The sequence below is a fragment of the Streptomyces sp. NRRL F-525 genome, from assembly GCF_000716605.1.
GTDB lineage: Bacteria > Actinomycetota > Actinomycetes > Streptomycetales > Streptomycetaceae > Streptomyces.
The window spans coordinates 315,685-338,037 of sequence record NZ_JNXE01000005.1; the positions used below are offsets into that span (position 1 = coordinate 315,685).

The window sequence follows — 22,353 nt, forward strand, 5'->3', positions numbered from 1 at the left end:
CCAGGGCGGGGCTGATCCGTGGGGCATACAGCAAACCTAGGCGGTCGCCCCCGATGAGTTACGACCGCCCACCCGGTCTACCGATCGTGGACGCCAAGACACCCGCTGTACTCGTGCCGGCCCGCCCCGTCACCCGTGACGAGGTGGCGGGGCTGTGCGCCGAGGTACGGGCGCTGCTGGAGGCGACGCCCGGTGCCGGTGTGGTCCTGGTCGAGATCGTGGGACCAGGACCACCGGGGCTCGGTACCGTCGACCTCCTGGCCCGGCTGCACCTCACCGCCCGGCGGACCGGGGGCGGCCGGATCAGACTGCGCGACCCCGCCCCCGCGCTACGCGCCCTCCTCGACCTCGTCGGACTCCGCTTCGAGGTGGAGGGGCAGGTCGAACAGCGGGAACCAGCGCTTGGTGTCCAGGAAGAAGTGGAACCCGGTGAGCCCGCCGTCTGAGATCTCCAGGATCTGGACCGCCCAGGGGCTGAAGCCGCCGGTGTCCGGGTCCGGCTTGTACTGGGCGAAGCCCGGCAGGCCGTTCACCTGCACCGGGATCAGGCGGGAGCCCTCGCAGGCGGAACCGATCGTCGTCATGAAGCCCGTGATGTCGTCGTGGCCGGTCAGCCACAGGTCGAACGGCGGCATCGTCATGATGGCGTCCTCGTGCAGCAGCGCGGTGAGCGCGGCCATGTCGTAGCCCTCGAAGGCGGCGACGTAGCGCTCGAGGAGCTTGCGCTGCTCCTCGTCGAGCGGGTCCGAGACGGCGGCGTCGGCCGCCTTGTCGTCCCGCTCGGCGAGGGTCGCCCGGGCCCGCTGCAAAGCGCTGTTGACCGACGCGACGGAGGTGTCGAGGAGCTCGGCCACCTCGTTGGCCCGCCAGGCCAGCACCTCGCGGAGGATCAGCACCGCCCTTTGCTTGGGCGGGAGTTGCTGCAGGGCGGCCATGAACGCGAGCCGTACGGATTCCTTGGCCACGGCCGCCTCCGCGGGGTCTGCGACGGTCGGCAGCACGCGCGCGTCCGGTATCGGTTCGAGCCAGGTGTTGTCCGCGCGGGGCGACAGCGCGGCCTGCGCGAGCGGGGTGGAGTCGCTGAGGTCGACGGGCCGCGCCCGCTTGTTGCCGGCGGACAGCATGTCCAGGCAGACGTTCGTGGCGATCCGGTACAGCCAGGACCGCAGGCTCGACCGGCCCTCGAACTTCTCGTAGTTCCGCCAGGCGCGGACCATCGTGTCCTGCACCGCGTCCTCGGCCTCGAAGGAGGAGCCGAGCATGCGGTAGCAGTACCCGGTCAGCTCGACGCGGTGCTTCTCCAGCCTGACGTCGAGGTCCGTCGTCGTAACAACGCTGTCACTCATGGTCTCGCCCACCCACCCCTGTGGCCGTTCTTCCCTTACCCCGCAACGTAGCGCAGCCCACTGACAATGGCGCGAGGACTGGACGAACGCGCAGGTCAGCGCGATTACAGGTCGCCCGGTATTGGTGAGCCCCCGCCCCTCACACAGCCGCCGCCTCAACCCCCCGCCGCTCAACCCGCGCAGCCCGCGACCCGAGCACAGTGATCGTCACGACACCGGCCACCGCCAGCAACCCGACCCCCACCGTCCCGGCCCAGCCCCCCGCGTGGAACGCCATCGCGCCGACCGTGCTGCCGGTGCTGGAGCCGATGTAGTACGCGGACTGGTACAGAGCCGACGCCTGCGCACGCCCCGTCGTGGCCGTCTTGCTGACCGACGAGGACGCGACCGCGTGCCCCGCGAAGAAGCCGGCCGTGATGAGGACCAGGCCGAGCAGCACCAGGGGGAGTGAATCGGCGAGGGAGACCAGCAGACCCGCCGCCGTCGTACCGCCCGCCAGGTACAAGGCTCCCCGGCGCCCCAGTCGGCCCACCAGCCGGCCCGCCGTGGACGCCGATACCGTCCCCACCAGGTACACGAGGAAGATCGAGCCGATGAGGCCCTGGGGGAGGGAGAAGGGGGCCTCGGTGAGGCGGTAGCCGATGACCGTGTAGACGCCGCCGAAGACCGTCATGAACAGGGCGCCGATCGCGTACAGCCGGCACAGCAGCGGGTTCGCGAGGTGGTCGCGGACCGTGCGGGCCAGGACGCGCGGGCGCAGCGAACCCGGCGTGAAGTGCCGAGGGGCGGGGAGCAGCAGCCGGAAGGCGACCGCGCAGCCGACCGCGATCACGCCGATCACCCCGACCGCGACCCGCCAGCCCCACTCCTGCGCGACCCACCCGGTGATGACCCGGCCGCTCATCCCGCCGACGCTGTTGCCCGCCACGAACAGGCCGATCGCCGTGACCAGCGCCTTCGGCCGGACCTCCTCCGCCAGATACGCCGTCGCCGAGGCCGGCAACCCCGCCAGCGCGGCACCCTGGAGGAACCGCAACGCCACCAACGCCCCCAGCGACGGCGCGAACGGCACCACGACCCCGATGCTCACCGCGACCACCAACGACGCCGTCATGACCGTACGACGTCCAAAACGTTCCGACAGCGCGCTCATCGGCAGCACGAACAACGCGAGCCCACCCGTGGCCGCCGCCACCGTCCAGCTCGCCGCACTCGCCGACACCGCGAAACCGGAGGAGATCAGCGGCAGCAGCGCCTGCGTGGAGTAGAGGAGCGCGAAGGTCGCCACGCCCGCGAGGAACAGCGCGAAGCTCATACGGCGATAGCCGGGACCACCCGGCGTCAGCCGTGAGTCGGACTCGGAGTCGGGGACAGGGAGGCTGGCGGCCACGACCGTGGACGCCCCGGTATCGGCGGAAGGCATGCTTCGACGCTACGTACGCGCCCGCTCATCCGTCCAATGCACGGAAACGCCATAATCGTTCCCATGGTGCATCAGTACAGCTCACAGGCCCGGCTGTCACCGTCCGGTGACACAGAAGACATCGTCGCGCTGCTCGCGCCCCGCCTCGCGTACTTCGCCGGCGTCGCCCGCACCGAACACGTCACCCGGGCCGCGCAGGAGATGCAGGTCCCGCAGTCCACCCTGTCGCGGGCGATGGTCCGCCTCGAACAGGACCTGGGCGTGGACCTGTTCGCCCGCCGAGGCCGCACGGTGTCGTTGACCCCCGCCGGCCGCACCTTCCTCACCTCGGTCGACCGCGCCCTCGCCGAGATCGAGAAGGCCGCCGACGAGGTCCGCGCCGACGCCGACCCCACCACCGGCAAGGTCGCCTTCGGCTTCCTCCACACCCTCGGCTCGGAAACCGTCCCCGGCCTCATCCGAGCCTTCCGGGCCGACCACCCCCGCGTCCGCTTCAGCCTCGTCCAGAACTACGGCGAGGCCATGCTGGAGCGCCTACGGGCAGGGGAGTTGGACCTCTGCCTGACCTCCCCGGTACCTGACGCCCCCGACCTGATCGCCCGCCGCCTCGACGAACAGAAACTCCGCCTCGTCGTCCCGGCCGACCACCGCCTGGCCACCCGCAAACGCGTCCGCCTCGCGGAAGCGGCCGACGAGACCTTCGTGACGTTGGAACCGGGCTACGGCTTGCGCCGCATCACGGACGACGTCTGCAAGGAGGCCGGCTTCCGCCCGCGAATCGCCTTCGAGGGGGAGGAGGCCGAGACCCTACGGGGCCTGGTGGCGGCGGGCCTGGGGGTCGCCCTCCTGCCCCCACCGGCCGTACCCCGCCCGGGAGTTGCGGAACTGACGGTCACAGCTCCGAGGGCGGTGAGGGAGATCGGCGTCGCGTGGCTGGACGGCCACCCCGACACACCTCCGGTGGCGGCCTTCAAGCAGTTCCTCATGTCAAAAAGGGGCAACTTGCTCCCAACGTGAGGGTGTTCCCCTCAGTGGTCGGCTCCGGACGTCCTTCGGGGGTTGACCCTCGACTTGGTGGAGGGCCCAGGGTTCCGGGTGTGGAGAGCGAGATGCGCAGCATTGGTGAGATGGCTCGGGACAGTGGACTGAGCGTGAGCGCCCTGCGGTTCTACGACGGTGCCGGCGTGCTGGTCCCGGCCTGGGTGGATCCGGTGAGCGGTTATCGCTGGTACGGCCCCGAGCAGCTCGAAGAGGCCCGGTTGCTGGCCCGGTTGCGGCGGGCCGGTATGGCGTTGGCGGACATCCGGCTGGTGCTGGCCGGCTGGTCCAGTGCGGACACCGACCTGGTCCGGAAGCTGCTTCAGGCGCATCTGCGCCGTCTTGAACTGGGGCTGTCCGATGCCCGCGTCGAGTTCTCCATGGTCCGAGCGCTACTCGAATCCAGGGAGAATCCCATGGCCTTGCCCCGCACCGACACCACCGTCCGACTGGCCGTCCCCGCGCCTGAGTTGGCCGCGGCGCTGGACGCGGTCCGCTTCGCCGCCAGTACCGACCCGGAGCTGCCGATGCTCGGCGGTGTCCTGTTCGACATCGAGGGCGAGACGCTCCACGTCGTGGCCACCGACCGGTACCGGATGGCAGTCGCGCAAGCCGGTACCACCGGGCACGGCGGGCCCCGTGTGCAGGTCGTCGTGCCGTCCCCGCTCGCCGACGCGATGCGAGCGCTGCTGAGTGACGACGCGTCCGTCCAACTCACCGTGGACGGTGACCGCGTGGCCTTGGAGGCAGGGGACCGTCAGGCGGCCGGTCAGTGTCCCCACCACGACTTTCCTGACTACCGTCGCCTCGTCCGCCTGCCGGCCGGGAACCGTGCCCTCGTCGATGTCCCGGCTTTCCGGGCGGCGGTGGAAACCGGCTCCGTCCGCGTCAGCGAGGTGCGCGAGCAGGACGGCGTGCCCTGTGACCTCAGCGTGCTCAAGGTGACGGGCGACGGCACGGTCCGCGTCTGTGAAGACGGCGACGACGGTGACGACGGCCAGGGCGACATCGCCGTCAACCGCGAGTTCCTGCTGCACGCCCTCGCCGCCGGGGCCCGGGACCAACTGATCCTGGAGTTCGGCGCCGCCACGGCACCCCTGGCGATCCGCCGGCCCGACACCGAGGGCACCTTTTCGATGCTGATGCCTGTCCGCCTGGAGAATTGATCCGTGCGCGCGGACCGGCCGACCAGGAGGGGCAGCGGTCGGCTGCGCAAACTCGTCGCGTACCCGCGGACGGCGCCGTAGGAGAACGACTCAGGAGGCGGACGGCTCGATCTCCCCCGCGAAGACGATGACCTGGTCGATGAGGCTCCGCCGCAGATGGACGATGTCCGTTCCCGCCAGGCGGGGGCCTCCGTCCGGCGTCGTGAAGACCCACTGGTACCGGGCCCACTCGTCCGGCATGTCCACCGCCGAACAGCGCACCATCGTGCCGGTCCCCGCGGGGTGGCGCCGGATGTCCAGCACGAACCGCTCGACCGCCTCGATCCCCTCACTGCGGCCCAACGGTCCCCAGAAGACCACGTCCGAGGTCAGGGCCTGGGAGAGCAGCGCAGTCACATAGCTGTCGTCCGAGGCGTTGAACGCGGAGATGAACGTGTCGATCGCGGACCGCGCGGTCTCTTCCTGCATGCACCAGTAATACCAGTCGCCTCGCGGACCGCGCTCGTCCCGTGAGCCGTCTCCCGACCACGGTGAACCATCCCGGTCACAGCACCAGTTGAGGTCAAGCCGTGCGGGCTCACGCGGTCAGTTCACCGCGTGCGCGCGACCCGCCCCCACCGCCCCCGCACCCCGCAACGACCCCTCACCCCTTACGAAGCGACCGCCCGAACCCCGCGGCCAACGGCATCCTCAACCCCAACGGCGGCGGAGCCATCAACGCGTCCTCGACGGGACGCGAGAACGCCCGCCCGAACAACGCCCCCATCGCGAAGTCCTCGGTCAGCGCGTGCACTTCCTGCCGGTGCTGATGCAACCCGTGCCCGTCGGAGTGGACTTCGAACCGGCAGATGTCCCGGTTCGCCTTCTTCGCCCGGGCCGCCAACCGGAACGACAGTTCGGGATCGGTTCGTTCGTCGTTCGTGCCGTGCACGATCAACACCCGCCGCCCCGCCAGCTGCTTCACCGGTTCGGGTGGCGCGGCGACATCCTGTTCCGGCAGCCAAGGAGCCAGCGCGACCACGGAGTTCACCGCCTCGTGCCCCGCGGAGCGCAACGCCGCGCGGGCGCCCATGTCGATCCCGGTGAGACAGACCGGCACGTCCCCGTACCGCCGTACGACCTCCTCCACCGCCCACGCCGCGTCGTGCGCGAGAGACGCCTCGCTGCCGTTCCAGCCGCGGCAGCGGTAGTGGACGACATGCGCCGCCAGCCCGTCGGCCGCGCCCGCGCGGGCCAGCCGGCGGCCCAACGTCCGTACGGAGGCCGTCGCCAACATGGGGGAGGGCCTACGGCTGGACACCTCCTCGCCACCGGGGAGCAGCAGCACCACGCCGCTCACCGAGGTCGGTTCGGGACCGAGCGCTCTCCCCAGCCGGGCCGTCCTGACCGGCGTCGCTTGCTGTGCCATGACAGAACAGTGTCAGAAGCGAGCGTGTACGCCATCCTTCCGCGCGGTCACCGTTACGTATCGACGGATTCGTACAGCGGGCGATCTACGCGCGTAGGAGTTAGAGTGCGGAAATGACGAGCCAGAGCACCCCGAACACCCCGACGCCGGACCAGATCCGCCGGGCGCCGAAGGTTCTGCTGCACGACCACCTCGACGGCGGTCTCCGCCCGGGGACGATCGTCGAACTCGCCCGCGACGCCGGGTACACCGGACTCCCCGAGAGCGACCCCGACAAGCTCGGCGTGTGGTTCGCCGAGGCCGCCGACTCCGGTTCGCTGGAGCGGTACTTGGAGACGTTCTCGCACACGGTCGCCGTGATGCAGACCCGGGACGCGCTGATCCGGGTCGCCCGCGAGTGCGCCGAGGATCTCGCCGAGGACGGCGTCGTCTACGCGGAGGTGCGGTACGCGCCCGAGCAGCACCTCGACGGCGGGCTCAGCCTCGAAGAGGTCGTCGAGGCCGTCAACGAGGGCTTCCGGCAAGGGGAGTCGCTCGCGCGGGAGAGCGGTCGGCGGATCCGTGTCGGGGCGCTGCTCACCGCGATGCGGCATGCGGCCCGTTCCCTGGAGATCGCCGAACTCGCCAACCGTTACCGCGACTTGGGCGTCGTCGGCTTCGACATCGCGGGCGCGGAGGCCGGGTTCCCGCCCACCCGGCACCTGGACGCCTTCGAGTATCTGAAGCGCGAGAACAACCACTTCACGATCCACGCCGGTGAGGCCTTCGGGCTGCCGTCGATCTGGCAGGCGCTGCAGTGGTGCGGTGCCGACCGGCTCGGGCACGGGGTGCGCATCATCGACGACATCCAGGTCAAGGAGGACGGCTCGGTCGAGCTGGGCCGCCTCGCGTCGTACGTGCGCGACAAGCGCATCCCGTTGGAGCTGTGCCCCAGCTCCAACCTGCAGACCGGGGCCGTCGACTCGTACGCCGAGCACCCGATCGGGCTGCTGCGGCGGCTGCACTTCCGGGCGACGGTCAACACCGACAACCGGCTCATGTCCCACACCAGCATGAGCCAGGAATTCGAGCACCTTGTCGAGGCGTTCGGTTATTCGCTCGACGACATGCAGTGGTTCTCCGTCAATGCTATGAAGTCAGCATTCATTCCTTTCGATGAACGACTCGCCATGATCAATGACGTGATCAAGCCCGGATATGCCGAGCTGAAATCCGAATGGCTGTTCCGGCAGACCGCTTCCACCAGCGGTTCTGCGGCAGATGAGGGCTGAACTGGGTTGAGGGGTGGGACCGGAATGCGGGCGGGTGTTCACAATCCGTCCGCATTTCGATGTTTGCGGCGGGCGCCTTCGCGTGTTTACGGTCTTGGACCGCTCACATCCCCGTCATCCCATTCAAGGACGCATTCACCATGAAGCAGTCTGCTGCCAAGACCCTCGGTGTCGCCGCCCTCGGTGCCGCTTTCGCCGCTGTAGGCGCGGGCGCCGCGAGCGCGGCTCCGGCGCTTCCGGACGCCACCCAGGCGCTGGGCACCGTGACCCACACGCTGCCCGCGGAGAACGTCGCCAAGGCGCTGCCGGGTGCCGGCCAGGCGCTGAGCCAGGCGCAGCCCGCGCTCGCCGGTGGTCTGTCCGCCGTGCAGCCGGCCGCCGAGAAGGTGCTGTCCGACGGTCCCACCGCGCCCGTCGCCGGACTGCTGGGCGGCCTGCCCCTGTCGCAGACGGGCCTGCCCACCCACGGCCTGCCGGTGAACGGCATCCCGCTGGGCTGAGCCCCGCCCCCTGAACGCGCCGATGGGGCGCACCCTGGACGAGGGTGCGCCCCATCGGCGTACGTGCGCCGGGGTCCGGGTGTCACCAGGCCTCGGTGCGCACCTTGTCCTCCGCCGGGAACAGGATCCACAGCGCGATGTAGAGCAGGAACTGCGGGCCGGGCAGCAGGCAGGAGACCAGGAAGATCACCCGCATCGTGGTCGCGGAGGTACCGAAGCGCCGCGCCAGCGCTGCGCACACTCCGCCGATCATGCGGCCTTGGGTGGGGCGGGCAATGGCGGTCATGGCGGGCTCCTTCGTGAGCGTCTCTCCGAGGCCTCCCCTGCGGCTGCCTCATCTGTCTTCAACCGTACGGAGCCGCCGTCCGCCCCGCGTCGCTCTACGGTGCGATGCCGACCCTGGGAATCGTCGGGGTCCGTCCCTGAGTCGGTTCCTCCTGGAGGACGGTCAGAGGCTGCAGGCTCTCGGTCCTGCGGCGTAGCCAGGCGCGGGCCGCCGGGACGATCGCGGCGTGGGCGAGGGCGACGCCCACCGTGTTCATCAGCAGGGAGTCGATGTCGACCACCTGGCCCGGTACTCCGGTCTGCAGGAGTTCGATGCCCAGGGAGATCAGGGCGCCCGCCGCGACCGTACGGATGAAGGACGCGAGCGGGGAGACATGGAGCCGGCCGCTGACCATCGGGAGCAGGACGCCCAGGGGGGCCAGCAGGGCGAGGCCCTCGCCGATCCGCTTCGACGCCTCGGGCCAGCCCATGGCCAGGTCGGCTCTGATGCTGGCCAGCGGGTGCAGGTTCGGGGGCATCACCCAGGGGACGTCCCGGGGGCGCAGCGTGACCCAGGCGACGAGCACGAGATGTGCGACGAGGAGGACACCTCCTGCCACACGGATGCGAATCGCGGCGCTGCCGCCGATGGAGCCTTGACGCTGCACGCCCCACAAGACGCCCTGTCCGGCACGATCGGTTCCGGGTAGGTGCCACGCACCAGGGTGAGGCCTGCGCCACACGCCCCTTTTCGCGCCTCGTTCACCCCCGGGGCGCACGCGGCTTCAGCCGCCCGTCACCTCGCTGGACGGCGGCGCCTTGGTGCCCGGATCGGAGCGGACGTCGTCCGTGCACTCGTAACGGCGCAGCGGCGAGCCGTCCGGGCCGCCGAGGATCACGGAGCCGTCGCCCTCGGCCGCGGCCGAGTCGGAGAACGTGCAGACGATCTGGGCGAGCGCGTACGACGTGAGGTCGGCCGGTGAATTGCTGAGCCGCAGCGCGTCCTTGGGATCCTTCGCCCGCGGCCCGCTCACCGTCATGCCGCCGCGCACGTCGGTCGTGTACCCGGCGTCCTTCTCGCCCGACGAGGGCGACTCCGCGAGCTGGTCCAGGAGCCCCTGGGCGACGATCACGCGCCGCAGCACGTCCGCCGTGCCGTCCGGCACCTGTACGGCCCGGTCGACGGTCACCAGCGACGACCCGCACAGCAGGAACACCTGCACGGGCACCCCGCGCGCGGCCTGCGGTGACACGTCCGGCTCGGTGAGCGTGCACGGCACCCGGGACGGCGCCGCCCCGAAGTCGGTCGGCACCTCGGTAGCCCGGATCCCGCACCCGGCGAGCAGCAGGCCCAGCAGCGGGAGCGCCAGCAACGGCCGTACCGCCAGGGCACGTTCGCGGGGCCGGGCCATCAACTGTCGTACGGTCATGACGCGTTCCCCTCGGAGCCGTCCGAGCCGTCGCCCTCGCCCTTGTCGGTCTCCGGGTCCTCCGTGAGCGTGGAGGCGTCCCGGGGCAGCCGCAGGGTGAACACCGCGCCGCCGTCGGGGGAGTTGGCGGCGGTGATCTCGCCGCCGTGGATGTGGGCGTTCTCCAGGGCGATGGAGAGGCCGAGGCCGCTGCCCTCGGAGCGCGGCCGGGAGGCGCTCGCCTTGTAGAAGCGGTCGAAGACGTGCGGCAGGACGTCCTCGGGGATGCCGGGGCCGTGGTCGCGGACCGCGATGACGAGGTCGTCGTCCTCCAGGCGGACCGAGACCCGGACCGGAGAGCCGCCGTGCTTGAGGGCGTTGCCGATGAGGTTGGCGAGGATGACGTCGAGGCGGCGCGGGTCGAGCCGGGAGTGGATTCCCCGCTCGGCGTCCAGGTCCACGGCGTCCAGCCAGGCGCGGGCGTCGATGCACGCGGTGATCTGGTCGGCGAGGTCGACGTCGTCCAGGACGAGGCGGGCGGTGCCCGCGTCGAAACGGGTGACCTCCATCAGGTTCTCGACGAGGTCGCCGAGCCGCTTGGTCTCGCTGACGACGAGGCGTACGGCGGGCTCGATCATCGGGTCCACGCTGCCGGTCTCGGCGTCGAGTTCCTCCTCCAGGACCTCAACCACCGCCGTGATCGCGGTCAATGGCGTACGCAGCTCGTGCGACATGTCGGCGACGAACCGGCGCGAGGCGTCGTCCCGGGCGGCCATGTCGGCGACCCGCTTCTCCAGCGCCTCGGCGGTCTGGTTGAACGTCCGTGACAGTTCGGCGAGTTCATCGGTTCCGGAGACCCGCAGCCGGGTGTCGAGCTTGCCCTCGCCGAGCCGGCGCGCGGCGATGCCGAGCCGGTGCACGGGCTTGAGGACGGTCGTCGCGGCGGCCTGCGCGAGCAGCGCGGAACCGATCAGCGCGAGCCCGGTGGCGATACCCAGCGACCAGGCAAGGGAGTTGAGGTCCTTGGCCTCCGGCTCGAGGGACTTGAGCATGTAGCCGGTCGGCCCGCCGCCGATCATCCGCGTCCCGGCCACCAGATACGGCGTGCCGTGCTCGGTGACCCGCTGCCAGTACAGGTGGTACGGCTCCTTGTTGCCGTCGGACACCGACTGCTGCTTGTTCACCGCCGTCCGCAGCGACTTGGGCACGTCCTCCAGCGAAAAGCCGTTCAGGCCGCCGGAGTTGCCGTAGACCGTCTTGTCGTTGGCGTCCTCGCCGACGAGCAGGACGCTGAAGCGCTGGCTGCTGTTGGCCATCTGGCCCGCCGTGCGCATCAGTTCGTCCTGGGTGGGGTGCACGGGCAGGGCGCCCGCGCGGTTCTGCATCTCCTGGCGGAAGTCGCGCAGGACGGCGTCCTGGGCGCGGGTGAGGACCGCCTCGCGGTTGAGCCAGTACGCGATGCCGGACGCGGAGACGGCGGCCGTCAGCGCGACCAGGCCGAAGACCACGACCAGCCTGAGGCGCAGGCTGGTGAACCGCAGCCGCCACAGAACTCCCTTACGACCCGGGCGCCAGCCGCGGATCCCCCCTGGTGCGTCGGTCACTGAGGCGAGTCCAGGCGGTAGCCGACGCCGCGCACGGTACGGATGAGGGTCGGGGACGACGGGATGTCCTCGACCTTGGCGCGCAGCCGCTGGACACAGGCGTCCACCAGCCGCGAGTCACCGAGGTAGTCGTGCTCCCACACCAGCCGCAGCAACTGCTGCCGGGACAGGGCCTGTCCGGGCCGCCGGCTCAGCTCCAGGAGCAACCGCAGCTCGGTGGGCGTGAGTTGGAGGTCCTCGCCGTTCTTCGTGACGGTCATCGCGGCGCGGTCGATCACCAACGAGCCGAACGTGGCCGCGTCGTTGGCTTCTCGCTCACCGCGCCGCAGCACGGCCCGGATCCGGGCGTCGAGCACGCGCCCCTGCACGGGTTTGACCACGTAGTCGTCGGCGCCGGACTCCAGTCCGACCACGATGTCGATGTCGTCGCTGCGCGCGGTGAGCAGAATGATCGGCAGCTGGTCCGTGCGCCGGATACGACGGCACACCTCGAAACCGTCGATGCCGGGCAGCATCACATCCAGCACGATCAGGTCCGGCCGCTGCTCACGCAACAGCTTCAGACCGTCCTCGCCGCTGGCAGCGGTGGCTACCCGGTGTCCCTGGCGCGTCAGCGAGAGCTCCAGGGCCGTCCGGATGGCGTCGTCGTCCTCGATCAGCAACAGGGAAGGCACGGGGCTCATTCTGGCCCATGGTGGGCTGCGGTTTCGACACCTGTACGTGTACGTAGCCCTTGTAGGCAGGTGTGCGCACCCCTAGCGCCCTTTTCTGTGACCGGACTGTCCGTTTTCTGAGGCCGGCTCCAGAGACCGACCCCTGTGACAGGTCTGTGACAGTCGGGGGACACGTCCATGAAGTGACCCCGGCAGGATTTTCGGCACAGGCAAGGAACCACGAGGAACCGAGCCGGAACATCCGAACACCGGGCAAGTCCACTACGGGGGGCGCGAGATGAACACGCTGCACAGCACCAGCAACAACGCAGTCATCACGCGTCTGCACGACGTCACCCGGGGTTCCGAGAAGTCCGGCGCTGTGAACGGGCGGGGGTGCGCTCGCAGCGTCGGGCGTCAGCACACCGGTTACATGACGGTGGTTGACGCGCACACGGGGGAAGCGCACGGGGGAAGCGCGTACAGGGAGGACACGGGGGAGCGTCGCTCGCTGTCGGAGGCGGAGTTCACCGCCTACGTCCAGGAGCGCCGCGCCTCCCTGTACGCCACCGCGTACCACCTGACCGGCGACCGCTTCGAGGCCGAGGACCTGCTGCAGAGCGCGCTGTTCTCGACGTACAAGGCATGGGACCGGATCAGCGACAAGGCCGCGGTCGGGGGCTACCTCCGCCGCACCATGACGAACCTGCACATCAGCGCGTGGCGCCGCCGCAAGCTGAACGAGTACCCGACCGAGGAACTGCCGGAGACGCCCGGCGACACGGACGCGATGCGCGGCACGGAACTGCGCGCGGTCCTGTGGCAGGCGCTGTCCCGGCTGCCGGAACTCCAGCGCACCATGCTGGTCCTCCGCTACTACGAGGGCCGCACGGACCCGGAGATCGCGGAGATCCTCGACATCAGTGTCGGCACGGTGAAGTCCAGCATCTGGCGCTCTTTGCGCCGCATGCGCGAGGACGAGGTCCTCAGCTTCGGCCGTGACGAGGAGGACGCCTTCGGGGAGCTTGTCGCCTGAGGGTTGGGGGGAATGGGTAACGGGGGAGGTCCGGGGGGACCACGGGGGATCGGTACCGGGGGGTGCCGACGGGGTCACGGGGACCATGGGGGGAAACACGGGGGAAGTACCACGGGGGAAAAAGGGAGAGCGGGACTGGAGGGCCGGGGGGTCCGTCCAGTCCCGCTTTTTCATGTCCTACGAGGGAGAGGCCGCCGGAGTCGTCCGTGCCGGGCGCCGGCCCACCGCCGCCGCGGCCAGCCTGCCCAGCGCCTCGTCCTTGTCGCAGGCGTACGCGCCGAGTCCGGTCTGCCGGGCCACGATCGACCGCTCCAGCCGCATCAGCCGCCAGCCGCGCCGCAGCAGGAACGGCACGGACTTACGGCCCTCCCGCAGATCCCGCAGGAAACGGCGCCGGAAGGTGCGCATCGGGCCGCGGCTCAGGCACAGCGCGTCCGCGAGGACGCCCAGCTCCTGGCACCGGGTGATGACCTCGGCGGCGAAGATGCCCTCCGCTATGAACAACGGGGTCCGGCCGACGTCGACGGCCTCCGTGCCCGTGCGGGCGCTGAGCGAGATGTCGTAGACCGGCACGTCCGTACGGCCCGTGCGGCACAGCTCGACGATCGCGGCGACCGCCACGTCCGCGTCCCAGGAGTCGGGGTGGTCCCAGTCGATGTCCGAACTCCCCGCCACCAGCGGCAGTGTCGGGTCGTCGCCCTCTTTGTAGAAGTCGTCGAGCCGCAGCACGGGCAGGCCGGACCGGGCGGAGACGAGGGACTTGCCGGAACCCGAGGGGCCGCACAGCAGCACGACACGGGCCGGTGACGGGGAAAGGATGCTCACGGGACACCAGTTTGACGCATTCCGTACGTCCTGCCGACCCCGCGGGTCGCCAGTGGAACGCGCATCACACGTCAACTACCCTTCGTGCTGACCTGATTACCCTGCGCACCAGAAGGTGGCACCAGCAATGGCACGACACACGTCCCCCCAGCATTCGACCGCCCAGCGCGCCCTCGTCGCCCTCGCGACCGCCGGAGTCGCCCTCGGCGCGGGCGCGGCGTCGGCCGCCGCGGACACCTCGCCGGTGGGTGACGTGGTGCGGACCCGGCCCACGTCGCTCGGCAAGGTCGACCCTGCGGCGGGGCTTGGCGCGGTCGCCGGCACGGTCGGGTATGTCACCGGGCCGGTTGCGGGTCTCAAGCCGAACCCCCTTGCGGGTACGGGAGTTGACCCGCTCGACAACGGGGTCGCGACCCAGCTCGCTGACTTTCAGCCGCTTGCCTCGCGGGCGTTGACGGGGCCGGTTGCCGAGGCTCAGTCGATCGGGAGTATGCCGGTTGTTGGGCAGGTGACGGGGCTGTTGGGGGGTTGAGGATTGCGGGGGAGGGGTGGGGAACTGCGGTTTCGTTGCCGGGTGTCGGCCCGTCGTGGCTGGTCGCGCAGTTCCCCGCGCCCCTGGGGGGGATTGCTCTGAAGTTGATCAGTACGACGAGCCGGATGCTCCTAGCGAACCCGTGGGGTGCCAGACCGTTTTTGTTTCCAGGAAGGCTGTCAGGCGGTCTGTGCCCGGGGTCTCCGTGTAATCCACAGGCTGTGGACGGAGGACTCGCTTGAGGTTGTCGGCCGCTGCGATCTCCAACTCCTTCGCCAGTACGTCGTCCGCGCCCGCGAGGTCGATCGCGTTGACGTCCTGGTGGGCGGCCAGGGAGGGTGCGATTTCCGACGTCCTGCCGGAGAGGATGTTGACGACTCCGCCGGGGAGGTCGGAGGTGGCCAGGACTTCGCCCAACGACAGGGCGGGGAGCGGGGAGTTCTCGCTCGCGATGACGATGGCCGTGTTGCCGGTCGCGATCACCGGGGCGATGACCGAGATCAGGCCGAGGAATGAGGATTCCTGGGGGGCCAGGACGGTGACCACGCCTGTCGGCTCGGGGGAGGAGAGGTTGAAGTACGGGCCCGCTACCGGGTTCGCGCCGCCGACCACCTGGGCGATCTTGTCCGTCCAGCCCGCGTACCAGACCCAGCGGTCGATCGCCGCGTCGACGACAGCGGCGGCCTTCGACTTCGACAGGCCTTCCGCGTCCGCGACTTCGCGCGCGAACTGGTCCTTGCGGCCCTCCAGCATCTCGGCGATGCGGTAGAGGATCTGGCCGCGGTTGTAGGCCGTCGCGCCGGACCAGCCGCCGAACGCCTTCCGTGCCGCTACGACCGCGTCGCGGGCGTCCTTGCGGGAGGACTGCGGCGCGTTCGCGAGCCACTTGCCCTTTGAGTCGGTCACCTCGTACACCCGGCCGCTCTCGCTACGGGGGAACTTGCCCCCGACGTACAGCTTGTAGGTCTTGAAGACGCTCAGACGCTGCTGTTCGCTCTTGTCGGACTTCTCAGACATCGAGGTACGCCTCCAGGCCGTGGCGACCGCCCTCGCGGCCGTAGCCCGACTCCTTGTAGCCGCCGAACGGCGAGGTCGGGTCGAACTTGTTGAACGTGTTGGACCAGACGACGCCCGCGCGCAGCTTGTTGGCGACGGCCAGGATGCGGGAGCCCTTCTCGGTCCAGATGCCCGCCGAGAGGCCGTACTGCGTGTTGTTGGCCTTCGCGACCGCCTCCTCGGGCGTACGGAAGGTCAGCACCGACAGCACCGGGCCGAAGATCTCGTCGCGGGCGACGGTGTGCGCCTGGGTGACGTTCGTGAAGAGCGTCGGGGCGAACCAGTAGCCGGAGGACGGGAGTTCGCAGGACGGGGACCAGCGCTCGGCGCCCTCCGCCTCGCCCTGCTCGACGAGTGAGGTGATCCGCGCGAGCTGCTCGGCGGAGTTGATCGCGCCGATGTCCGTGTTCTTGTCCAGCGGGTCGCCGAGGCGGAGGGTGGACAGGCGTCGCTTCAGCGAGTCCAACAGCTCGTCCTGGATGGACTCTTGGACGAGCAAGCGGCTGCCCGCGCAGCAGACCTGGCCCTGGTTGAAGAAGATGCCGGTGACGATCCCCTCCACCGCCTGGTCGATCGGGGCGTCGTCGAAGACGATGTTCGCGCCCTTGCCGCCGAGTTCGAGGGTGACCTTCTTGGTCGTACCCGCGACTGTCCGTGCGATCTCCTTGCCGACGGCCGTGGAGCCGGTGAAGGCGACCTTGTTGACGTCCGGGTGCGCGACGAGCGCGGCGCCCGAATCGCCGTAGCCGGGAAGGATGTTGACGACGCCCTTGGGGAGACCGGCCTGGCGGCAGATGTCCGCGAAGAACAACGCCGAGAGGGGGGTCGTCTCCGCGGGCTTCAGGACGACCGTGTTGCCTGTCGCCAGTGCCGGGGCGATCTTCCACGCCAGCATCAGGAGCGGGAAGTTCCAGGGGATGACCTGGCCCGCGACACCGAGGGGCTGCGGGTTGGCGCCGAAGCCGGCGTGGTCCAGCTTGTCGGCCCAGCCCGCGTAGTAGAAGAAGTGCGCGGCGACCAAGGGGAGGTCGGCGTCGCGCGTCTCCTTGATGGGCTTGCCGTTGTCCAGGGTCTCCAGAACGGCCAGTTCGCGGCTGCGCTCCTGGATGATCCGGGCGATGCGGAACAGGTACTTCGCGCGCTCGGAGCCGGGCAGCGCCGACCACTTCTCGAAGGCCTTGCGGGCGGCCTTCACCGCGCGGTCGACGTCCGCCTCGCCGGCCTGGGCGATCTCGGAGAGGACTTCTTCGGTGGAGGGGGAGACGGTCTTGAAGACCTTGCCGTCCGCCGCTTCCGTGAACTCGCCGTCGATGAACAGGCCGTAGGAGGGCGCGATGTCGACGACCGAGCGGGACTCGGGGGCGGGTGCGTAGTCGAAAGTAGCCATGATGGTCAGTCCACCGTCACGTAGTCGGGGCCGGAGTAGCGGCCGGTGGCCAGCTTCTGACGCTGCATCAGCAGGTCGTTCAGGAGCGAGGACGCGCCGAAGCGGAACCAGTGGTTGTCCAGCCAGTCCTCGCCCGCCGTCTCGTTGACGATGACCAGGAACTTGACGGCGTCCTTGGAGGTGCGGATACCGCCCGCGGGCTTCACGCCGACCTGGATGCCGGTCTGGGCGCGGAAGTCGCGGACCGCCTCCAGCATCAACAGGGTGTTCGCGGGCGTCGCGTTGACGGCGACCTTGCCCGTCGACGTCTTGATGAAGTCCGCGCCGGCCAGCATGCCGAGCCAGCTCGCGCGGCGGATGTTGTCGTACGTCGACAGCTCGCCGGTCTCGAAGATGACCTTCAGCCGGGCGGCGCCCGAGGCCTCCTTCACGGCGACGATCTCGTCGTGGACCTTCATGTAGTTGCCCGCGAGGAACGCCCCGCGGTCGATGACCATGTCGATCTCGTCGGCGCCCGCGGCGACCGCGTCGCGCACGTCGGCCAGCTTCACGGCGAGCGCGGCACGGCCGGCCGGGAACGCGGTGGCGACGGAGGCGACCTTCACGGAGGAACCGGCGACGGCCTCCTTCGCGGTGGCCACCATGTCGGGATAGACACAGACGGCCGCGGTCGAGGGGCTCGTCCGGTCGGTCGGGTCGGGGCGGACCGCCTTGGCGCCGAGCGCCCGGACCTTTCCGGCGGTGTCCGCGCCTTCCAGCGTCGTCAGGTCGACCATCGAGATGGCGAGGTCGATGGCGTACGCCTTCGCGGTGGTCTTGATGGAACGGGTCCCGAGCGAGGCGGCACGCGCCTCCAGGCCGACCGCGTCGACGCCGGGCAGCCCGTGAAGGAAACGGCGCAGCGTGCTGTCGGACGCGGTGACGTCGCCGAGAGCGTGTGCTGTGGGTGCAGTGGTGGGCATGGTCACCAGACGAGCATATCTACGCGCGTAGCAGCTGTACACCCCAGAGGTATAGCTTGGTGATCCCGCCCAGGTGCAGCCCCCTAAGGGGCGCGGGGAACTGCGCGACCAGCCACAGCGCACCCGCAGTCGCGAACGCACAGAACCCCAACGGCGAGCAGGCGCACCCCTGAGGCACAATCGGCATCATGACGACCCCGCACCCCGAGCCCAAAGACCGGATCTACCGCTCACCCGCGGGCCTCATCGGCGGTGTCCTGCTGCTGGCCATCGCCTGCTGGCTCGGCATCGACGCCCTGGTCTCCGGCCACGGCCGCACCCCGTGGCTCGCCCTGGCCGGCCTGATCCTCGTCGTCCCCGCGATCGCCGCGTTCACGCTCCGCCCGGCGGTGTACGCGGGCCCGGACCGGCTGCGCGTCCGCAACCCGTTCCGGGTCGTCGTGCTGCCGTGGGGCGAGATCGCCAGCCTGCGGTCCGGGTTCTCGAACGAGGTCGTCACGAAGGCGGGCGCCAAGTTCCAGCTGTGGTCGGTGCCGGTCTCGCTGCGCGGCCGCAAGAAGGCGGCACGGCGCGAGGCGAAGGCCGCGGCGGAGGCGGCGGGGGCGCAGCGCGGCGGCAGGTCCGGCGCCCTGGGCTTCGGCGGCGGGCTCGGCGGGTTCGGCGGCGGCATGGGCGCGGGCAGCGCCATGCGGGGCGGCGCCGCCCCGAGCGGACCCGCGCGTGCGGAGTCCGACCAGATCATGGCCGACCTGCGCGAGCTGCTGGAGACCAGGGAGCAGGCGGAGTCGGCACAGGGCGAGGTCACCGTGCGCTGGGCGTACGAGGTGATCGGTCCGGTGGCCGCCGGTGCCGTACTCCTGGCGATCCTGCTGGCGACGGGCTGACCGGACGGGCACCGCCCGCCCTCCTCCGTTCCCACCTCTCACCCAGGGATGTCATGACCACGAACGTCCGGGAGCCGTCGGCGCTGCCCGCCTCCGCGATACCCGACGGGTGCGTGGACTGGAACGGGGAGCACGCGCGTGTGTGGGCCGATGCGGCGGTGCCGTGGTGGGTGCCGGTCCGGCCCCGGCGCTGGTCCGTCGAACTGTCGCTCTGGTGCGCCCTGTTCGTCGCCTTCGCCCTGCTGACGACGACGGACCTGCCCCCGGAGCTGGCCACGCTGCTGCCGCTCCAGGCCCTGTGGTGGCTGTGGCGCCCCGAGGCCGTACGGGTCTCCGCGCCCGTTCTGATCACGCTGATCGCGATACGGGCCACCGAACTGTCGTGGCCGGCCCTGGTGTGCGCCGCCCTGCTGGTCCTGGCCTCCGTGACGGCCACCGAACTGCGGGCACGCGCGCGTGCCCGCCAGCGGCACAGCGCCCTGGCGGCGGCGGGCGGTGTCACGGCCCCGCTGCCGGACGCCGACGGGCGGGTGCGGCGGGGCGGGCTCTTCCTCAAGTTCGGGGCCGGCATCGGCGTACCCGGTGTCGTACTGCTGGCCACCTCGGGCCTGTGGGGCGGGGCGAGCGACCGTGAAGTGGCCCTGGAGGAGGGCTTGTTCATCGTCGGCCTCGCCCTCACCCTGCTCCTCTCCGGCACCCTCGGCCGACGCCGGGCGACCGCCCTGCGCACATCACCCGCGCCCGTCCTGCGCGTCCTCGTCGGCAAGGACGACCACGCGGACGCGGTGATCTACGCGACGGACGACACGGAGGCGCTGCGGCCGTTGTTCACGGTCGCGACGAGGGTGGAAACGGAGGGGAAGGTGGACGACGAGGCGGAGGCGGAGGAGCTGGAGGATCTCCTCGACGCGCCCGCGAAGACCGGCGCCCGCGCACCCCTGCGGGAAGCCGTCCTCTACGGCACCCCCTGCGACGGCGCCGAGATCCTGCTGGTCGGCGCCGCGGAGGAGCCCGGCGAACCGCCGGTCGCGGAGTGGTCGACCGGTCCCGTACGACCGTTGCCGGAGGGCGCCGCGCGGCGGCGGCTCGCCCGGGAGAAGCGGGCGGCGCTGCGGGCGGAGGTCCGGGCGGCACGGGACGGGGAACTGGCCGCGACCGTGCGGGCGGGGACCACCGTGGTGCCGGTACGGCGCTGGCGGGCGGGGCCGGTGGACTGGCTGGCGGGCTTCCTGACCGCGCAGTGGTGTCTGGGGTACTTCCTGCTGGGGATCGACCACAGCCTCTGGTTCCGAGGTGTGCTCCTCCTCTTCGGCCTGATGTGCGCCGTCCGCGTCCCCGTGAAACTGCGCTGGCGCGTCACCGCCGACCGCACCGGCGTCTGGCTGAACCGGCTGCGCGCCCCGCGCCACATCCCCTGGGACGACCTCCGGGCGGCCCGCACGGAGTCCTTCGAACTGCAGCTGCGCGTGCGCGACGGCGACGACTGGTCGATGGCCGCGCCCCGCTGGGCCTGGTGGCAACGCCGGCGCGGGCTGATCCATCCCTACGACGCCCTCGCCGCCGAACTCTCCGCGATGATCGCCGACCCCGCCCTGCGTCCCACGGGGGAGAGCGAAGTGGGCGAGCGGGGACGCCAGTTGTGGCCCTTCGCCGTACTCCTCGCGCTGGCCTGGACCGTGTTGCTCGTCACCCGCTGGCTGTCCTGACCGCTGTGCGGGGCGGTGCCCCATGCCGACGCTTCCGTCCGCTTATTGGCAACGTTGTCCAGACCGTGCGGTGAGCGCTTTCCCTGTGCCTGTCCTAGGGGTTACCTAGGGGATACTTCGACATGAAGCGTGGGCCGGGCCACCACATTTGTCTCGTGCCGTTCACTCGTGCCTCAGTAGATTGCTGCTGCCGTCCATAGCGCCGTACCTGCGGGTTTTACTCATCAATGGGCGGCAGGGGTGGGGACATGGAGCGGTCCGGTGAGGCGGCAAGACCTGCCGTCGCGGTGATGGGCATGAGATGTCAGATCGACATCGACGGCCGGGGCGGGTTCGGCTGGCGGCTGGTCGCCCCCAACGGGCGGGCGGTGGCGGTGTCGTTGACCTCGCACGACAGCCACGCGCGATGTCGTACGGCCTTCGTGCGGCTGTGCGCGCGCCACGCCGAGATGGGCGGCGGCATCCAGCACAGCACCGAGGGCGGCGGCTGGGTGTGGGTCGTGTGGGAGACGTCGGGACGGCATCTCGCCGGTGCGGCGCGGACGTACGAGCGGCATGCCACGTGCCGGGCCGCCTACGACCGTTTCCGCGCGATGCTGCCCGAACTGGTGGGTGCGGGGCCGGAGTTATTCGGAGACAGTAGCTGACTTCCGGTCAACTCGCCTGTCCCGCAAGCTAGTTCATCAACTGATACTGCCCCTGGGCGAGTTGGCCATGGTGCGCGCGGGGTGGCCGCAACGGTTGTTGCCCCCAGGGCACCTCTCGTTCACACCTCGGGGTGAGCATGTCAATCGCGGGCCCGGAGCGTCGGGGCCGTGCCTGTGCCGAGACGAACCAGACAGCCGCAGCCCGTGACCGCTCTCGCGGCCGGGCCCGGCGACGACGTGCCGAGACGCCTGTACGCCGACCCGGGTCTGCCCGACCGGATCTTCCGCGTGGTGCTGCGCTCCGGCGGCACCTTCGTGCTGGCCGTCATGCTGCTCGTGGGCGGCTTCCTGCTCTACCGGGCGTGGCTGGCGCTGGACAAGGCCGGCTGGTCCTTCCTCACCACCGCCCAATGGGCCCCGGACCAGGGGAACTTCGGGATCGCGGCCGTGCTCGTCGGTACCGTGCTGATCGCGGTCGTCGCCGTGCTGGTCGCCGTACCGCTGGCCACCGGCGCGGCCCTGTACATCTCGGAGTACGCACCGGCCCGGTTGCGCCGGACGCTGATCAGCACCGTCGACCTGATGGCCGCCGTGCCGTCGGTGGTCTACGGCCTGTGGGGGGTGTTCTTCCTCCAGGACAAGGTGCTGCCGGTCGCCCGCTGGATCTCCACCTACTTCGGCTGGATCCCCGTCTTCGACGTGCGCGGCGCCGACCCAGCCGACCCGCTGGCGCCCGAGAGTCTCTACACCTCCTCGACGTTCATCGCGGGACTCGTCGTCGGCATGATGATCGCGCCGATCGTCTGCTCGATCATGCGCGAGGTCTTCTCCCAGGCCCCCGCCGGTGAGCGCGAGGGCGCCTACGCGCTCGGCGCGACCCGCTGGGGCATGATCCGCAGCGTCGTGCTGCCGTTCGGGCGCGGCGGGATGATCGGCGGCACCATGCTCGGGCTCGGCCGGGCGCTCGGCGAGACCATCGCCATCTTCATGATCATCTCGGTGACCTTCGACATCCAGTGGCACGTCCTGCAGTCCGGCACCAGCTCGATCGCCTCGCTGATCGCACTCCACTACGGCGAGGCCAGCGAGTTCGGCATGTCCGCGCTGATGGCGGCCGGCTTCGCGCTGTTCCTCATGACGCTGATCGTCAACTTCGCGGCCTCCTCCATCGTCGCCCGGTCCCGCTCGGGCGCGACGAGCGACGCCTGACGAACCCCTGCTCTTCCCCCCCAACTC

General features: G+C 70.5%; 24 protein-coding genes. 11 read left to right on the forward strand and 13 right to left on the reverse strand.

Annotated elements, in window-relative coordinates:
- Positions 1-53 precede the first annotated feature (53 nt).
- Positions 54-446 carry an STAS domain-containing protein gene (locus tag OO69_RS50070; RefSeq protein WP_158713370.1) on the forward strand — a complete coding sequence of 131 codons (393 nt, stop codon included), beginning with the start codon at positions 54-56 and terminating at the stop codon, positions 444-446.
- On the opposite strand, the gene OO69_RS10540 is transcribed toward OO69_RS50070, so the two are convergent.
- Together OO69_RS10540 and OO69_RS10545 are read right to left on the reverse strand one after the other, a co-directional pair.
- On the reverse strand, positions 330-1,346 hold the full coding sequence (locus tag OO69_RS10540; protein WP_033280290.1) for a sigma-70 family RNA polymerase sigma factor: 1,017 nt from the start codon (positions 1,344-1,346) through the stop codon (positions 330-332). The genes OO69_RS50070 and OO69_RS10540 overlap by 117 nt on opposite strands.
- Before the next feature lie 139 nt (positions 1,347-1,485).
- Positions 1,486-2,769 (reverse strand): MFS transporter, encoded by a 1,284-nt coding sequence (locus OO69_RS10545; RefSeq protein WP_033280207.1) that lies wholly within the window; start codon positions 2,767-2,769, stop codon positions 1,486-1,488.
- Positions 2,770-2,832: 63 nt separating this feature from the next.
- On the opposite strand from OO69_RS10545, the gene OO69_RS10550 reads away from it, so the two are divergent.
- Together OO69_RS10550 and OO69_RS10555 are read left to right on the forward strand one after the other, a co-directional pair.
- Positions 2,833-3,786 (forward strand): LysR family transcriptional regulator, encoded by a 954-nt coding sequence (locus OO69_RS10550; RefSeq protein ID WP_033280208.1) that lies wholly within the window; start codon positions 2,833-2,835, stop codon positions 3,784-3,786.
- Between the two features lie 92 nt (positions 3,787-3,878).
- Positions 3,879-4,973 carry a MerR family transcriptional regulator gene (locus tag OO69_RS10555; protein ID WP_078652366.1) on the forward strand — a complete coding sequence of 365 codons (1,095 nt, stop codon included), beginning with the start codon at positions 3,879-3,881 and terminating at the stop codon, positions 4,971-4,973.
- A 90-nt stretch (positions 4,974-5,063) separates the two neighbouring features.
- On the opposite strand, the gene OO69_RS10560 is transcribed toward OO69_RS10555, so the two are convergent.
- Together OO69_RS10560 and OO69_RS10565 are read right to left on the reverse strand one after the other, a co-directional pair.
- Positions 5,064-5,441, reverse strand: coding sequence for a nuclear transport factor 2 family protein (locus OO69_RS10560; protein WP_033280209.1), 378 nt, complete (start codon positions 5,439-5,441; stop codon positions 5,064-5,066).
- Positions 5,442-5,616: 175 nt separating this feature from the next.
- The gene (locus OO69_RS10565) at positions 5,617-6,381 is read right to left on the reverse strand and encodes a prolyl oligopeptidase family serine peptidase (RefSeq protein WP_033280210.1); all 765 of its coding nucleotides are present in this window, start codon (positions 6,379-6,381) and stop codon (positions 5,617-5,619) included.
- A 113-nt stretch (positions 6,382-6,494) separates the two neighbouring features.
- Here OO69_RS10565 and OO69_RS10570 point away from each other — a divergent pair, with 113 nt between their 5' ends.
- Both OO69_RS10570 and OO69_RS10575 read left to right on the forward strand, forming a co-directional pair.
- Entirely contained in the window at positions 6,495-7,652 is a 1,158-nt protein-coding gene (locus OO69_RS10570; protein WP_033280211.1) for an adenosine deaminase, read from the forward strand.
- A 140-nt stretch (positions 7,653-7,792) separates the two neighbouring features.
- Positions 7,793-8,152: a hypothetical protein gene (locus OO69_RS10575; RefSeq protein WP_033280212.1), complete on the forward strand. Its 360-nt coding sequence runs from the start codon at positions 7,793-7,795 to the stop codon at positions 8,150-8,152.
- Positions 8,153-8,234: 82 nt separating this feature from the next.
- Here OO69_RS10575 and OO69_RS10580 read toward each other — a convergent pair whose 3' ends face one another.
- The 5 genes from OO69_RS10580 to afsQ1 all read right to left on the reverse strand — a co-directional run bounded on the left by OO69_RS10580 (position 8,235) and on the right by afsQ1 (position 12,103).
- Positions 8,235-8,438: a PspC domain-containing protein gene (locus OO69_RS10580; RefSeq protein ID WP_033280213.1), complete on the reverse strand. Its 204-nt coding sequence runs from the start codon at positions 8,436-8,438 to the stop codon at positions 8,235-8,237.
- Between the two features lie 94 nt (positions 8,439-8,532).
- A complete protein-coding gene (locus tag OO69_RS10585; RefSeq protein WP_033280214.1) occupies positions 8,533-9,084 on the reverse strand; it encodes a VanZ family protein in 552 nt (183 codons plus the stop codon).
- Between the two features lie 117 nt (positions 9,085-9,201).
- Positions 9,202-9,846: a hypothetical protein gene (locus tag OO69_RS10590; protein ID WP_078652367.1), complete on the reverse strand. Its 645-nt coding sequence runs from the start codon at positions 9,844-9,846 to the stop codon at positions 9,202-9,204.
- On the reverse strand, positions 9,843-11,429 hold the full coding sequence (locus OO69_RS10595; RefSeq protein ID WP_033280215.1) for an ATP-binding protein: 1,587 nt from the start codon (positions 11,427-11,429) through the stop codon (positions 9,843-9,845). The genes OO69_RS10590 and OO69_RS10595 overlap by 4 nt, the downstream gene beginning before the upstream one ends.
- Complete coding sequence (gene afsQ1, locus OO69_RS10600; RefSeq protein ID WP_033280216.1) at positions 11,426-12,103, reverse strand: two-component system response regulator AfsQ1; 678 nt, start codon at positions 12,101-12,103, stop codon at positions 11,426-11,428. The genes OO69_RS10595 and afsQ1 overlap by 4 nt, the downstream gene beginning before the upstream one ends.
- 277 nt (positions 12,104-12,380) lie before the next feature.
- On the opposite strand from afsQ1, the gene OO69_RS10605 reads away from it, so the two are divergent.
- Positions 12,381-13,118, forward strand: a complete 738-nt coding sequence (locus OO69_RS10605; protein ID WP_033280217.1) for a SigE family RNA polymerase sigma factor — start codon at positions 12,381-12,383, stop codon at positions 13,116-13,118.
- Between the two features lie 177 nt (positions 13,119-13,295).
- On the opposite strand, the gene OO69_RS10610 is transcribed toward OO69_RS10605, so the two are convergent.
- Complete coding sequence (locus OO69_RS10610) at positions 13,296-13,943, reverse strand: uridine kinase family protein (RefSeq protein WP_078652368.1); 648 nt, start codon at positions 13,941-13,943, stop codon at positions 13,296-13,298.
- Between the two features lie 127 nt (positions 13,944-14,070).
- Here OO69_RS10610 and OO69_RS10615 point away from each other — a divergent pair, with 127 nt between their 5' ends.
- Positions 14,071-14,475, forward strand: coding sequence for a hypothetical protein (locus tag OO69_RS10615; RefSeq protein ID WP_033280218.1), 405 nt, complete (start codon positions 14,071-14,073; stop codon positions 14,473-14,475).
- A gap of 108 nt (positions 14,476-14,583) precedes the next feature.
- Here the strand turns inward: OO69_RS10615 and OO69_RS10620 are convergent, their stop codons facing one another.
- The 3 genes from OO69_RS10620 to deoC are packed head-to-tail and all read right to left on the reverse strand — an operon-like array spanning position 14,584 to position 17,880.
- Entirely contained in the window at positions 14,584-15,492 is a 909-nt protein-coding gene (locus tag OO69_RS10620; RefSeq protein WP_051800897.1) for an aldehyde dehydrogenase family protein, read from the reverse strand.
- Entirely contained in the window at positions 15,485-16,918 is a 1,434-nt protein-coding gene (locus tag OO69_RS10625; RefSeq protein WP_420707861.1) for an aldehyde dehydrogenase family protein, read from the reverse strand. The genes OO69_RS10620 and OO69_RS10625 overlap by 8 nt, the downstream gene beginning before the upstream one ends.
- 5 nt (positions 16,919-16,923) lie before the next feature.
- Positions 16,924-17,880, reverse strand: a complete 957-nt coding sequence (gene deoC, locus OO69_RS10630; protein ID WP_033280220.1) for a deoxyribose-phosphate aldolase — start codon at positions 17,878-17,880, stop codon at positions 16,924-16,926.
- A 188-nt stretch (positions 17,881-18,068) separates the two neighbouring features.
- On the opposite strand from deoC, the gene OO69_RS10635 reads away from it, so the two are divergent.
- The 4 genes from OO69_RS10635 to pstC all read left to right on the forward strand — a co-directional run bounded on the left by OO69_RS10635 (position 18,069) and on the right by pstC (position 22,326).
- On the forward strand, positions 18,069-18,764 hold the full coding sequence (locus tag OO69_RS10635) for a PH domain-containing protein (RefSeq protein WP_033280221.1): 696 nt from the start codon (positions 18,069-18,071) through the stop codon (positions 18,762-18,764).
- A gap of 53 nt (positions 18,765-18,817) precedes the next feature.
- Complete coding sequence (locus tag OO69_RS10640; protein WP_033280222.1) at positions 18,818-20,470, forward strand: hypothetical protein; 1,653 nt, start codon at positions 18,818-18,820, stop codon at positions 20,468-20,470.
- A gap of 296 nt (positions 20,471-20,766) precedes the next feature.
- Positions 20,767-21,117 carry a hypothetical protein gene (locus OO69_RS10645; RefSeq protein ID WP_158713371.1) on the forward strand — a complete coding sequence of 117 codons (351 nt, stop codon included), beginning with the start codon at positions 20,767-20,769 and terminating at the stop codon, positions 21,115-21,117.
- Positions 21,118-21,321: 204 nt separating this feature from the next.
- Complete coding sequence (gene pstC / locus OO69_RS10650; protein ID WP_051800898.1) at positions 21,322-22,326, forward strand: phosphate ABC transporter permease subunit PstC; 1,005 nt, start codon at positions 21,322-21,324, stop codon at positions 22,324-22,326.
- Positions 22,327-22,353 lie beyond the last annotated feature (27 nt).